The 13,665-nt window shown below is 33.1% G+C and carries 8 protein-coding genes and 1 pseudogene; 3 read left to right on the forward strand and 6 right to left on the reverse strand.

Annotation, left to right across the window (positions count from 1 at the left end; all coding sequences use genetic code 11):
• Positions 1–26 precede the first annotated feature (26 nt).
• The 4 genes from HOG71_05655 to HOG71_05670 form a co-directional block, all read right to left on the reverse strand.
• Positions 27–344, reverse strand: a complete 318-nt coding sequence (locus tag HOG71_05655; protein ID MBT5990320.1) for a hypothetical protein — start codon at positions 342–344, stop codon at positions 27–29.
• A 79-nt stretch (positions 345–423) separates the two neighbouring features.
• Positions 424–3,405 (reverse strand): response regulator, encoded by a 2,982-nt coding sequence (locus HOG71_05660; protein MBT5990321.1) that lies wholly within the window; start codon positions 3,403–3,405, stop codon positions 424–426.
• A 63-nt stretch (positions 3,406–3,468) separates the two neighbouring features.
• Positions 3,469–4,317, reverse strand: a complete 849-nt coding sequence (locus tag HOG71_05665) for a hypothetical protein (protein ID MBT5990322.1) — start codon at positions 4,315–4,317, stop codon at positions 3,469–3,471.
• Between the two features lie 13 nt (positions 4,318–4,330).
• Positions 4,331–7,219: a pyruvate, phosphate dikinase gene (locus tag HOG71_05670; protein MBT5990323.1), complete on the reverse strand. Its 2,889-nt coding sequence runs from the start codon at positions 7,217–7,219 to the stop codon at positions 4,331–4,333.
• A 689-nt stretch (positions 7,220–7,908) separates the two neighbouring features.
• Here HOG71_05670 and HOG71_05675 point away from each other — a divergent pair.
• Complete coding sequence (locus HOG71_05675) at positions 7,909–8,652, forward strand: glycosyltransferase family 2 protein (protein ID MBT5990324.1); 744 nt, start codon at positions 7,909–7,911, stop codon at positions 8,650–8,652.
• A 102-nt stretch (positions 8,653–8,754) separates the two neighbouring features.
• Here HOG71_05675 and HOG71_05680 read toward each other — a convergent pair whose 3' ends face one another.
• Positions 8,755–9,267 (reverse strand): transposase, encoded by a 513-nt coding sequence (locus HOG71_05680; protein ID MBT5990325.1) that lies wholly within the window; start codon positions 9,265–9,267, stop codon positions 8,755–8,757.
• 84 nt (positions 9,268–9,351) lie between these two features.
• Between HOG71_05680 and HOG71_05685 the strand changes: the two are divergent.
• Positions 9,352–9,471 (forward strand): annotated as a pseudogene (locus HOG71_05685) (glycosyltransferase family 2 protein).
• A 68-nt stretch (positions 9,472–9,539) separates the two neighbouring features.
• Here the strand turns inward: HOG71_05685 and trxA are convergent.
• Positions 9,540–9,899 (reverse strand): thioredoxin, encoded by a 360-nt coding sequence (trxA, locus tag HOG71_05690; GenBank protein MBT5990326.1) that lies wholly within the window; start codon positions 9,897–9,899, stop codon positions 9,540–9,542.
• Positions 9,900–10,169: 270 nt separating this feature from the next.
• On the opposite strand from trxA, the gene HOG71_05695 reads away from it, so the two are divergent.
• Entirely contained in the window at positions 10,170–13,553 is a 3,384-nt protein-coding gene (locus HOG71_05695; protein MBT5990327.1) for a hypothetical protein, read from the forward strand.
• Positions 13,554–13,665 lie beyond the last annotated feature (112 nt).

Below are 13,665 nucleotides of genomic sequence, written 5' to 3' on the forward strand. Positions count from 1 at the left end.
TTTATTCCCTTGTATGTATTAACTATCTACAGCCAGAACACATTCACCAGTGTGCTAGTAAAAAAAAACAAAATACAGCCAATTATTATATACAAAGCAAAGAAAAACCACTTCATTGGTTTCATATGATAAAATGCAGACATAATTATCACTAAAAATACAGTATAACTATACACAGTTGGCTCTATGGTATTCAATAATTCTTCTTTTAAAGGGAATTGCTTCATTAGCAAATTATTTATCAAGTGAATTGAAATACCAGAGAAGAAAACTGAAACGATAACCAATAATACTTCTTTCAATTGTTTTTGGCTAAATGTAAAGTACTTTAGTGAACTTTTCATGACAGTAGATTTTCATATGTTATTCAAATTTAACAATTTATGATAAGAAATATAAATAGTTCCAAAATCAACAGATGGATTAAACACATCCACATTTACCCGACTTTAGCACCACACCTTTATTGTGCTTTCCATCAATCATTACTTTTACAGCTTCATCAAAACGGATATGTCTGATATATTCATTCTCAAAAATAGCTGTTTGCTTATTTAGGTAATCCAAATCGAAAAAGCCATCTTTGATATACGGATTGATCGTGAAGTAACCCACGCGAAAGGATGTTAGGTTCTGGAAGAAATGTGTTCCCTGACTCGGATCAATTCGGTAATTTTCCAGGCCTGATTCTACAATTAATCTGGATTGACATATTTGAGCCCAGTTAACTGGAATACCTAGCCAAGGATCGCTTGATCCCCACCGACCAGGGCCAATCAAAATATAGTTTTTATCGGCCTCAACAAATTGCTGATTAATTTCCTCAACAGCAAGCGCTATATCTTTTGTTTTGGCAGCATCAAACGATTCTGGTTTTATATAAACAATGTCAGTCAAGTCATTTACAATCCCATTTCCTAAAGCAGAATCACACCTGATTATACACTCATTTTGATCTATTTCTTCAATTTTGCAATTGATAGTTTCATCAGTTTCAACAATAGGGCGAATCTGCAAGAGATTAAAAATTTTAGGTTTACCTTTAGGAACATTCAAGTTTACAGCAAACTCAATTTCAATTGGTTTGTTCATTTCCCTTGCTCCTACTTCCAATAATGTTTTAACAATATCAGCTAAAGGAAACGTATTGTGTTTTAAAATTTGTGAAAATGTAATTACGCGCTTTCCTTTTATATTCGTACCATCACGTAGCATTTCATTTTCAAAATCATAGGTGGATGCTACTTTTTTCAACGTGCCTTCTTTTTCAGCCTCCTTAATAGGTCTCTTATTTAAGTTGACACTATCATCAACTGATGTTATTACATTTTTACCTTCCAGATTAAGCGAGTAAAAGTATTTCTGTGTTTCTTTCAGTGCACTGCTGACATTCGAAAGTTGGATGATTTTCTGCGGATAGGCAGGGGAAAACCGTAACGAAATACCTCCATCCACAATGTGTTTGCCCAATCCCATAGCAATACTAACCACACCATCTTCTGCTTTTTCAGGTTCTATGGGGTAAAAATTTATTGAACGAGCTACACCGGAAATAGTCGGGTAAAAATTGTTACCATATGCTGAACCGCAAACTTCTTGTAATACAATCCCCATTTTTTCGGCATCAATTACATTTCGTGTTGCCTTCATGTAGGCCTTACTGAATTTGTAAAACACTGATGCATATACACTTTTAATTGCATTGCCAAGTTGTAATAACAATACATTTTCATCATCATGATTATTGGGAATCATATAAGTAGAATAAACACCTGCAAATGGCTGGTAATGACTATCTTCCAATAAACTGGATGAACGAACTGCTACTGGATTATTAATTACAGAAATAAATGCCAATAAGTCTTCATGAATTCGATAGGGTAATCTGGAATTGATAAAATGTTTGAGAATTTCATCATCAGTTAGATTTGATAAGGCAACCCGATATAAATTATTATCTTCCATGAACTCATCAAAAACATCGGTGGTCAAAACCACAGTTCGCGGAATAGTGACAACAACATCATCCCACATATTCATGATATTGTTTTTCTTAATCATGGAATCAATAAAAGCCAAACCACGTGCTTTACCACCAATTGATCCATTTCCAATTCTACTGAAAATGGTATATTCATCAAAACGATGTCGGTCATATTCAGCAATAACTCCACGCCCCTTGTTTAATCGATATTGAGCAATGGTATCGAAAATATATCTGCGTATTTCATCCAGATTTTTAAAATCGCCCGTGGTCAGATATTTTATTTTTTCTGCAATTGGAAATAGCGCTCTAGCATTCAACCATTTTGAAATATGATTCCTTTCAATATGGTAGCGAAAACTTTCATCAGTGACTTCCATTATCTTATGCTGCAAACTATTCAAGTCAGGTGCATGTGCAATTTCCTTCATGCTTTTTGGATCGAGAAAAATAAACTTTCCAAAGGCAAGGTATTCGTTTACATATTCACGCAATTCAATATCCAGGGTATTTGATCCTTTATGGAGAAACTTGACGTTTAATTCTTTTGCATATTTTGAATTAGCAATTTCTGATGATTGCAGAAGAAATGGAAGATACTGATCTGCCATTTTCACTTTCTTGCACAACTTAACACCAGCAAGATTATCCAGTTCATTGTCTCGCTTATAACTAATGTCGGAAATAATTCCCAAAAGGTTATTCTTATAGCGTTCGTAAAACTGAAGCGCTTCTTCATAATTTGTGGCAAGGATAACTTTTGGACGGCCACGCATACGAAGCATTTTTTGATGCTCATTCAATCCTTCGGTCATAAACTCCTTAGATTGTTTGAAAATAATTTTATACAACTGAGGTAAATAGGATGAGTAAAATCGAATGGAGTCTTCAACTAATATAAGGGTTTGAACACCGATGGTATCTACATCGTGTTCCATATTCATTTTGTCTTCAATCAGTTTGATAATAGCCAATAGCAAATCGGCATTTCCTAACCAACTGAACACATAATCGATGGCACTTAAATCTTCATTTTTGAGTTTGATAGATACTTCTCGGGAAAAAGGAGTGAGCACCACAATGGGTATCTCCTCATATTTCGATTTAATCTGTCTGGAAAATTCGAATGGATCCATATCATCAATACTGAGCATCGTAATAACGAGATCGATCCCTTCCGATTCTAATAATTCAAATGCTTGCTCAGCAGAAGTTGCTTGTATAAATACAGGTGGATAACGTAAACTTAAAGAAACATATTCATTAAAAATCTGTTCATCTATTCGTCCATCTTCTTCCAAAATAAAAGCATCATAGGTACTTGAAATAAGCAATACTTTATGAATTCGGGTTTTCATCAAAAGATGAAACGATGTTTCATTGAGTTGGTATACCGATCCTGCTGCTGTGTTTGAAATCATTTATTTCTTCTTTTCAATGGCAATTTATGTTTAACAATATTTTCTGTTTTCTGACAGCTTCCATTAGATCAATTTTCGTATTGCAAATTCAGAATTATCTACAGCATTAATCATGGAGGCATATCTTTCGTTTGCTTCAATATCTTTATCAGTTACAAAATGTAAGTCCAATAAGCTTCGATTAGCTATATGCCCGGTACGTTGATAATTTATTTCATCTAAGCAAAGACCCCATCCGTCAAACCATATTTTTAACAATTCGATTTTCGATGATCCTTCCTTGACATGAATAATAAAATCAATACTACTTGCAGGTCCTGCATTAGCTTGATTCGTACTTTCAATTACGTATAAATTTATAATATCGTATGTATCCTTAATAATATGGGAAGCAATTTTTTTTGCAATGTTCAAGCGCCAATTCCAGTGTTCATCCTGACTTGCCGTTAAAATCTCAGTTGATGGATTATCATTTTTAACGATGGTTTCCTGCTCCTTCAAGTACTCAACAGTTCGAGCTAATTTTCTATAAAAAATGTAGTTACTCGTTTTTTCTGCTATTGTATTTATGAGCTTTTGCTCTTGCGGTAAAAACTGACTATTATTAAGTTCTCGTATAAATTGAGTATAGAAAACTTCAATTTGACCCACCACATTATTGTCAACAACTATGTTTGCATTTTGAAACCATTCCGTTTCAATAAAATCTTCTGAACAATAAATTTGATCTTCAAAAGTAATCCTAACAACACACACACTTGAAAATTGCCAACCTTTTGGTATCAATTTTACAATTTTTCTAAAAACAAAGTCTAAAGATTCGTTTACGTTCTGAAATAATTCCAAAACTCCATATAGGCAATTGAGTTCTTTTTGCCTTTCATTTAAACTCTGAAAAATTACATCACGCATTTATTCGGTTTTTTTATTTACAAATAACGGCAATTCGCTTTCTGCCGTCCATCATCACATTAAATGACTTTTCAAACTCGATATGTTTGAAAAACTTTCCTCTACTAATTTGTTTTTGTTCATCCAACATCTTCCAATTTATTCGGTTATCTCCAAATTCTTGCTGAACAGTAAGGTATCCGACATTCATGGATGTAACATTATGGAAGAAGTGTGAGCCAGATGAGGCATCCAGTGGATAATCTTCGAAACTGGTTTCCACAATCACTTTAGCATTTGAAATCTGAGGCCAAACGACAGGAATTCCAATCCAGCGATCTCGAGTACCCCATCGTCCCGGACCTATTAAAACATACTTTTTTCCCTGCTTAACCATATCTGCATTCATTTGTTCTATTTCAATAGCCATCTCTTCAGTTTGGCTTTTATCAAAGGCCGAATAATCAATATAAATAATATCCCTAAGATCATTTACCATACCATTACCCATCCCTTTTTCAGTAAACAGTACAATGTCTTCTTTCTTCACATCAGACATATCTACCGTATAGTCCTGAGATGACCCGATTAATGGTTTTATTTGAAGTAAATAGAACGTTGCTTTTCCATTTTCATCTTTATTCAAATTAACTGCAAACTCAATTTCAACTGGTGTTCCCATTGCTTCCTTAACGACATCAAGTACTGCATCTATTGAAGTGGCTAATGGAATATAATCGTATTTCAAAATATTAGCAAAATTGATAATTCGAGGGCCATACGCATCTAATCCAGGGATAATTGTTTTGTTATCTGCATTATAAACAGAAGCTAAATGCTTAAGTGTTTGATGTTTTTCGGCCACATCAATATCTAGTTTTATCAAGCCTGCATCTTCACCTTCCAGAAGATTCACATCAGTTTTACTTAAATCAACAGCATAAAAATGAAGCTGAGAGTTTTTATACTGATCCTTGGGACTATTGATTTCCAAATTGGGGTATTTGGGACAAAAACGATATGCTTTTTCGCCTTCAACCACATATGTTCCTAATCCAAGTGCTGCAACAGCAAATCCATCATCGGGCTTCATATGTCCAAATGGGTAATAATTATAGGATTGAGCAACACCACTAATATGAGGATAAAACACTTCACCATATTGATTACCAACAACCTCCTGAATGACAACAGCCATTTTTTCTTCTTCAATCTTGTAGTTTATAGCCTCAATATAATCGCGAGCAGTTTTTGAAAAAACAGAAGCAAAAACCAATTTGATTGCCGTAATACATTGTTCCAATCTCACATTGATATCCGGATGGCTATTCGGTAATATGTAGGTTTCAAAAATTCCAGCAAAAGGTTGCATTAGTGAATCTTCAAATAAACCTGATGAACGTACTGCGATTGGTTTTTTGATCTTCTTTAAAAGGATTTTTAATTTACGAGATAAAGAATCGGTGATTTTAGACTCAACAAAAATATCTTTAATATGCTCAAATCCATCTCCATTAAACAAACGTTCATGCAATTTGTTTCTCTCCAAAAACATTTCAAACTCTTCAATACCGATGATAGTTGTTATAGGTGTTGAAATATTGATGTCAGGAACCAATTGTGAAAAATCAAAATTATTAACCAAGGTGTTTATAAATGATATTCCTCGTCCTTTGCCACCAAGTGCTCCTGCACTCAATCCAACAATATTCTGATCATCTAAAATGGACGTTTCTTCAAAGGGAATAACTTTTCCTTTGTTTTGCTCATTTCTGAACTTTTGAATAACATTGATCATGTACTCACGTAATCCTTGTGGAGTTTCGAAATCCGAAACACGAGCCGGATTAATTATTCTGGCCACCTGAATTTCGCCTCTGGCCATTAGCCAAAGTGAAAAATGGTCTTTCTTGGCATGATAAACCAACGACTCTTCAGGTAATGAATGCAAATGTTTTTCAAATTCTTTGAGAGAACGGGCAATAGCTATTTGTGCCCCTTTTTTATTTCTATAAATGAAATTACCAAATCCAAGATAGTGAGTAATAAAACTCTTGATATCCTGCACCAGACTATCTGAGTTTTTATCAATGAAAGTACACTTTAGTTCATAAGCATGTTGCGCATTTGTTGGATCTGATGATTGGATTATGGTTGGTAAATGTTTTAAATGTTCTTTTACATACTTCACCAGTTTTGAGCCTGCTAATTCATCATCAACTCCATTTCTTGCGTATTTCATGTCGGTAATCAAACACAGCATATAATCTTTATACCGATTAACTATATCGATTGCTTCTTCGAAATTAGATGCCAAAAGAATTTTTGGTCGGGCTCGAAGCTTCAATACACGATACAATTCATCGGTCGAAACATCATCAATTATTCGTTTGGTTTGTTCAAGCACAATATTAAAGAGCAAGGGTAAATAACGACTATAATAAATTGGTGAATCTTCTACCAAAAGAATCACCCGAACCATACCATATCGGGTATCATTCTCCACATTTATTTTGTCTTCTACATGTTTAATCATGGCAAAGAAAATCTTCGAATCGCCATTCCACACAAATATCCGATCAATAAATGATGGTTTTTCATCCCTAAAAAATCCTATATCGCGGTTATTATTTAAAAGGAAAAATGTTTGGATATACGGGTACTTGGACTTGACTTGTTCACTCATTTCCAAAGGTCCAGCTTTATCCACACCAACCATAAAAATAATCATATCGAAATGCTTATTCCTTAGTTGTTCAAATGCTTCTTCTGCTGATGAAACACCTGTTATTCGTGGAATGGACGACAAGTTAAGCTGATGATATTCACCCAATACATGTTCAGAAAATCGACCTTCTTTTTCAATACTATACGCATCGTATAAATTGGCTACAAGCAATATCTCCCGAACTTTAAAAGGCATTAGGTCGTGATAAACATCACGATCGTAATTGTTTTTATTTAGGAACTTTTGTAAAAGCTTTCGATTTGTTTTAGTCGTTAAATCTTCCTCTGAGAGTAATGTATTTGCGGGTTCCGATTTTGTATTGAAAATAAAATGAGCAGCTATCGAATTCAGATAACCCGTTAGTAAACTTGCAATGTTATTAATTAAATCACGCTCTTCCTTTAAAAATGGTCCTTCATCAAGTGTGACAAATTCCTTGGTATAAAATATTTCAATTGATCCGTTTTTGCCATCCAAGGTTTCAAAATTGGCGATCTGCATCCACCTGTTTTCAGTAAAAGAGATAGATTTGTATTCCTGATTATCGTATTTAATTCGAGCACAAGTGTACTCTGAGTATTGCCAACCAGCTGGAAGAATCATACAGATATGTTTTAGCGTTTCATCTATACTCTTCCCTTCTTTGATTAAGGCAATTGTCCTGTTAATCGTGTTAAGCTCTTTCAGTCTTTCACGATTCTCGTAAATCAACTTTTGATAATCTTTATTGATATTTGTTTCTTGAGTCATATTTATTGAGGATAATAGCAATTTAGGCTTATAATTCCAGCACTAAAATTATGTATAATTTAGAATTGACAATTAATAATAAGGAGTCTGTTTGCTAAATATCTTATTTATATTTTTGTAGCTCAATTATAGCAATGATAAATGATTTAAAAATAGTTGTTGTACTTCCTGCCTATAATGCAGAAAAAACACTGAAACAAACTTTTGATGAAATTCCTCATAACATTGTTGACGAGGTAGTATTGGTAGATGATTTCAGCAAAGACAACACGCTTGAAGTGGCCAAAAAAATTGGGATTAAGCACATTATTAGTCATGATCAAAACAAAGGATATGGTGGCAACCAGAAAAGTTGTTACAACAAAGCTTTGGAATTAGGCGGTGATATTATCATTATGCTTCACCCCGATTATCAGTATACACCAAAACTAATTCCAGCCATTTCAGCCATTCTTTCATCGGATCTATATCAAGTAGTTTATGCTTCACGCATTCTGGGTAGAGGAGCTAAAAAAGGAGGCATGCCCTGGTATAAATATATTGCAAACCGCCTGTTGACCTTATTTCAAAACATTCTTATGCATCAAAAACTTTCAGAATATCATACAGGTTACCGTGCATTCAGAAAGGAAGTTTTGGAAAGTATTTGTTATGAAAAGAATTCAGATGATTTTATTTTTGACAATCAAATTACTGCACAAATATTTTATGCTGGATTTGAAATTGCAGAAGTTACCTGTCCTACTAAATATTTTGAAGAAGCATCTTCCATTAATTTGAAAAGAAGTGCAATTTATGGCTTGGGTGTAATTGGGGTTTCTATTCAATATTTTCTACAAAAAGTTGGACTGGGGAAGTTTAGGATTTTTGAGAAGTAGAGTCAATTTATAAGCAAAAAAAAGATCAGAAATAATCCTGCCCTCAAACTATAGTAATGATATATTACGCCCTTGTTGGTGTTATCACCAACAAATTTTATTTCAAACATCATAAATATTGGTAATGAAGCTCCAATTTGTTTTGCCTTCCAAATAAAAACCAGCACTACTGTAATAAAAATTTGCCGGATCATCTGTTAGATTCCACCCTTTTTGAAGTGGATTATTATGAATATAGTCTAACTTTTGGTCGATGACTTTTGATGTATATAATTCAATTGACAATGGATTCCTTTCCCATATCTGATATTCCCTATCTTTCTTGTCTACTTTTAATATCGTCAATAAGTCCTGATCATTTTCAAGCATATGAAACTTTAACTGTTGTGCTGTAAACTTCATAAAGTTTCTTTGGTTACCAGAGTATTGTATTCCATCATTCATTTCCCATATTAAATGAATATGATCTGGCATAATAACAAATGCATATAGAAAAATTCGATTTTCATCAACAAGATACTTAAGACTATTTGTGATTATTTCACATCGATCTTTACTAAAGAAAATTTTTTGCTTTTTAATAATACTAGCTGTATAAAAGAATATCCCAGTCATTATTACAATGATTCAGATTTTACTATCAAATTTATACTAATTGTCTTAAATAATTTGTTGGTGATAACACCAACAAAGGCATTAGAAGCATCTTCCATTAATTTGAGAAGAAGTGCAATTTATGGAATGGGTGTAATTGGGGTTTCTATTCAATATTTTCTACAAAAAGTTGGACTGGGGAAGTTTAGGATTTTTGAGAAGTAGTGTCAATTTATAAGCAAAAAAAAGGGCAGAAATAATCCTGCCCTAAAACTAAAATTATGAAATATTGTTTATTTTTCTATCTTCAAAACACTTTTGAAAGCTTCTTCTAAAGAATTTTTAGGTAAAGCACCTTGAGCCATTTGAGGCTGACCATCCAATGGAATAAATAGTAAAGAAGGAATACTTTGTATCCCAAAAGCACCGGATAATTCTTGTTCCTGCTCAGTATTTACTTTGTAAATATCAATTTTTCCATCATACTCTTTGGCAAGTTCTTCTAAAATAGGACCTACTATTTTACATGGTTGACACCAATCAGCATAAAAATCAATAAGTGCAGGTTTTTTACCTTCAAATTTCCACTCTTTATTTTCTTCAAAATTAAATACTTTGTCCAGAAATGTTTGTTTCGTTAAATGTTCCATTATACTATTTTATCAATTTTATTAACAGATTTATATATTATGTTTTGATGTATAATTGCGATTACTATACCAAAATACCAGATGACACTTTGTCCAAAAAAAGCTGCAATATTGCCAAAAATGCTTACATTTTAGCAGTCTTTTGGTATAATATTTTCAGTAAGAAGGAAGCTTTAACATCAATATGCGTATTTTTGAAAACATCATCTGTTAGCTTTTCACATGCAATTACGAAGTAATTTTTATTTTTTTCTGTTTGTTACAATTTTCAGTATGTCATGCTTGTCAATTCAGGCTCAAGGGATACAAACTGATTTTGGCAAATCGCGTGTGCAATATGGAAAATTTGACTGGTACTTTTATCGAACAACTGATTTCGAAGTGTACTATTACATGGGTGGTAAAAACCTTGCTCAATATGTATTAACACATGGCTCATCTCAACTGGAAGAAATTGAAGAACTAATAAATACACGAAATAGCAGTCGAATTACCATCGTTATTTATAATACTTATGCCGATTACAGGCAATCAAACATTACACTTGCCGAAGAACAATACAACTCAGGCGGACATACTCCCATCGTTGATAATATCGCTTTTGTATATTTTGATGGTGACCACGAAAATTTTAATAAACGAATACGTGCTTCTTTACTTGAAGTGATGATGAATGAAGCACTTTATGGAACCAGCATTCAAGAGCGAATTCAGAATGTTGCACTCATCAATATTCCTGAATGGTACTATCAGGGATTGATATCTTATCTTTCAGGTGACTTAAGCTACGAACAAAAAGAAGAGTTTGAAGACGGTATTGCCTATGACAATTACAGGAAGTTTGGCCGCTTGAAACCTGAAGAAAAAATTCTGATCGGACATTACTTCTGGGAATATGTTATAAATATTTATGGAAAGTCAAAGCTCGGGAATATATTATATCTGACCCGTATCAATAAGAATATTGAAAGTGGGTTTGACTTTGTAATTGGCAGACCATTTTACCAAATATACCAGGATTGGTATAAGTTTTACAGATATGAAATTCTATCTAAAGAAGAAAGCAAATTCCAACAATTTGACTATATCCTTGAGCTAAAAAAACTAAAAAAGAAAGGTGAAATAACGCAAATCAAACTATCACCCGATGGAAACAAAATAGCCTATTCATTAAATAAACAAGGAAAATCAAGCATTTGGATTTATCAAATAAATGAAGCTGAGAAAAATAAAATATATAAAAAAGGGCATAAAATATATGAAAGTAATATCGACAAAAGTTATCCTTTAATAGATTGGCATCCTCGAGGCGAAAAGCTTGCAATTGTTTATGAAGAAAAAACGAATCCTGTTTTCTTTGAATATGATTTTGAGAAAAAGAAAAAAATAAACGAGCGGAGTATTGACAAATTGAATAAAATTTTAGATTTCAGTTACAATAAAAGAGGATCTAAAATTGTGCTTTCAGGAATACGTAATGGAAGCAGTGACATTTTTATTTACGAATTAAAATCCTATCGTTTGTTTCCCATCACCAATGATATTTTTGATGATCAATCTCCTGTATTCGTTGGACAGGATGAAGGAATTGTTTTTAGTTCAAACAGGCCAGATAATATTCTTTCAAGAAAACTTTTCGATGCTGATTTAGCCTTCAACCCTAGTTATGATATATTCTATTACAATGCTCAAATAAGAAGTAAGGAGCTTAGAAGGATTAGTTTTACAAAGGATATTGACGAGATTAAACCTGCCGAATACGACACCAATTTTTTAAGTTATTTAACTACAGAAAATGGAATTATTAATCGGAATGCAGTCTATCTGGATTCTATTTTCCATAAAATTGAAATCATTGTTGAATATCAGGATACAGCTCGATATACCAATGACACCGTTCGATTTTGGAAAAATAACATGGATTTGGTTTATGCATTTGAGCTAAAGTTAAAAGATTCTTTAATACGCTCTATCGATACTGCAATAATATACAACGATACTGCTTATCATTATTCCCTGACCAATTATATGCGTCATATCAGACAATACGATATTCAGCAGAAATCATCATTGATATTGGAATTGTTTAAAGAGAATAATAAAGTAATCCTTTCTTTAGCACCTATCCCGCCAAATGTAAGTAAGGAAATTCTGGATAAAACTGCGACCCAAACTATGCAGCAGAAATACATCGAATATTCACGAAATGAGAAACTTTCAAAAGACAGAACACGAAAAACAACTTCCAAGCGAATTCGAAATGTTGAAAAGAAAAAAAGTGATGAAAATAATTCTGCTGATAGTTTCGATTACTATTTTATAAATGATTTTGCAATCCGATTAGTCGATTCAAACAATCGTATTGATTTGCCACGTGCAATTGTTTTTAGTGAGGCAGATTTACTTCGCCCAAATAACCAAAACGACTCCATCATTACATATAAAAGAAATAGATTTGGTTCCTCCAGTTCTTACTTTCTATCCTTTACACCCAATCATCTGGTTAGTCAATTCGATAATAGTTTTTTAAACTCACCCTATTTGGTTTATAATAAAAATGAACCACTAACACCCATTAATAAAGTAACCAATGCTTTTTTTATGGTTGGAATTAACGATCTGTTTAAAGATTACAGAATTTCAGGGGGAGTAAGAATAAAAGGTAATTTAGATGGAGCTGAATACATCATGGCTTTTGAAAACCTTAAGAGTAGGTTGGATCGAAAATATATATTTTATAGAAAATCTGAAACATCAGACAATATTTATATTCGAAATAAACAACTTACCCATGAAGGTCGAGTTCAGTTAAAATACCCTTTCAGCTGGTATTCGGCATTAAAATCTGATATTTTCATTCGTCAGGATCGAAATATAACACTTTCATCAGAGCAAACCAGCCTCACAACTAAGGACATTTTATCAACCTATACTGGCTTTAGACTTGAGTATATATTTGATAATTCGCGGAAAATTGGTGAGAATATTTTATATGGAACCCGTTTAAAAATTTATGGAGAAAACTATTGGAATTTCGAGAATAAGACAAATGCATTTGTTGTAATAGGTGCTGATTATCGAAAATATGTCAAGATTAGCAAAGAGATAATTTGGGCCAATCGTTTTGCTTTTGCCTCCTCTATGGGAAGCTCAAAAATTGTGTTTATGTTGGGTGGAATTGATAACTGGCTATTCCCGAAAATAAATGAAGACATTCAGGTTGACCCTGAAGTAAATTACATCTACAAATCATTAGCAACTCAAATGAGAGGCTTCCCCCAAAATATTCGTAACGGAAATTCCTATGCAGTTTTTAACACAGAATTACGCATTCCTATTTTTAAATATTTCTCCGATTTACCTTTAAAATCTTCTTTTTTAGAAAATTTCATGATTGTTCCATTCGCAGATATTGGAACTGCATGGACTGGGCCAAATCCTTATTCTGAAGAAAATTCTTTGCACAAGCGCATTATCAAGAACAATCCGTTAACCATTACTGTAATCACGGTTGGAGAACCCATAGTTGGTGGTTATGGTATTGGGGTTCGTTCGAAATTATTTGGCTATTATGTCAAATTAGATCACGCTTGGGGATTTGAAGGAGGAGTGACGTACCAGAACTTGACTTACCTTTCGTTGGGATTGGATTTTTAGATTCCAATTTTCTACAATTTCATTAAGTTTTAATAGAGAAGTTGTTCAAAGTCGAATGTTGATAAAACACCAATGATACCAAAATAAAGATTAATATCATTGGTGTAAAAAA

This window comes from Bacteroidota bacterium (assembly GCA_018698135.1).
Lineage (GTDB): Bacteria > Bacteroidota > Bacteroidia > CAILMK01 > JAAYUY01 > JABINZ01.

Bases quoted from the DNA above. Each gene is read 5' to 3' on its own strand.
- HOG71_05655 (MBT5990320.1), bottom strand. From the start codon at position 344: ATGAAAAGTTCACTAAAGTACTTTACATTTAGCCAAAAACAATTGAAA.
- HOG71_05660 (MBT5990321.1), bottom strand. From the start codon at position 3,405: ATGATTTCAAACACAGCAGCAGGATCGGTATACCAACTCAATGAAACA.
- HOG71_05665 (MBT5990322.1), bottom strand. From the start codon at position 4,317: ATGCGTGATGTAATTTTTCAGAGTTTAAATGAAAGGCAAAAAGAACTC.
- HOG71_05670 (MBT5990323.1), bottom strand. From the start codon at position 7,219: ATGCCTTTTAAAGTTCGGGAGATATTGCTTGTAGCCAATTTATACGAT.
- HOG71_05675 (MBT5990324.1), top strand. From the start codon at position 7,909: ATGATAAATGATTTAAAAATAGTTGTTGTACTTCCTGCCTATAATGCA.
- HOG71_05680 (MBT5990325.1), bottom strand. From the start codon at position 9,267: ATGACTGGGATATTCTTTTATACAGCTAGTATTATTAAAAAGCAAAAA.
- HOG71_05695 (MBT5990327.1), top strand. From the start codon at position 10,170: ATGTCATGCTTGTCAATTCAGGCTCAAGGGATACAAACTGATTTTGGC.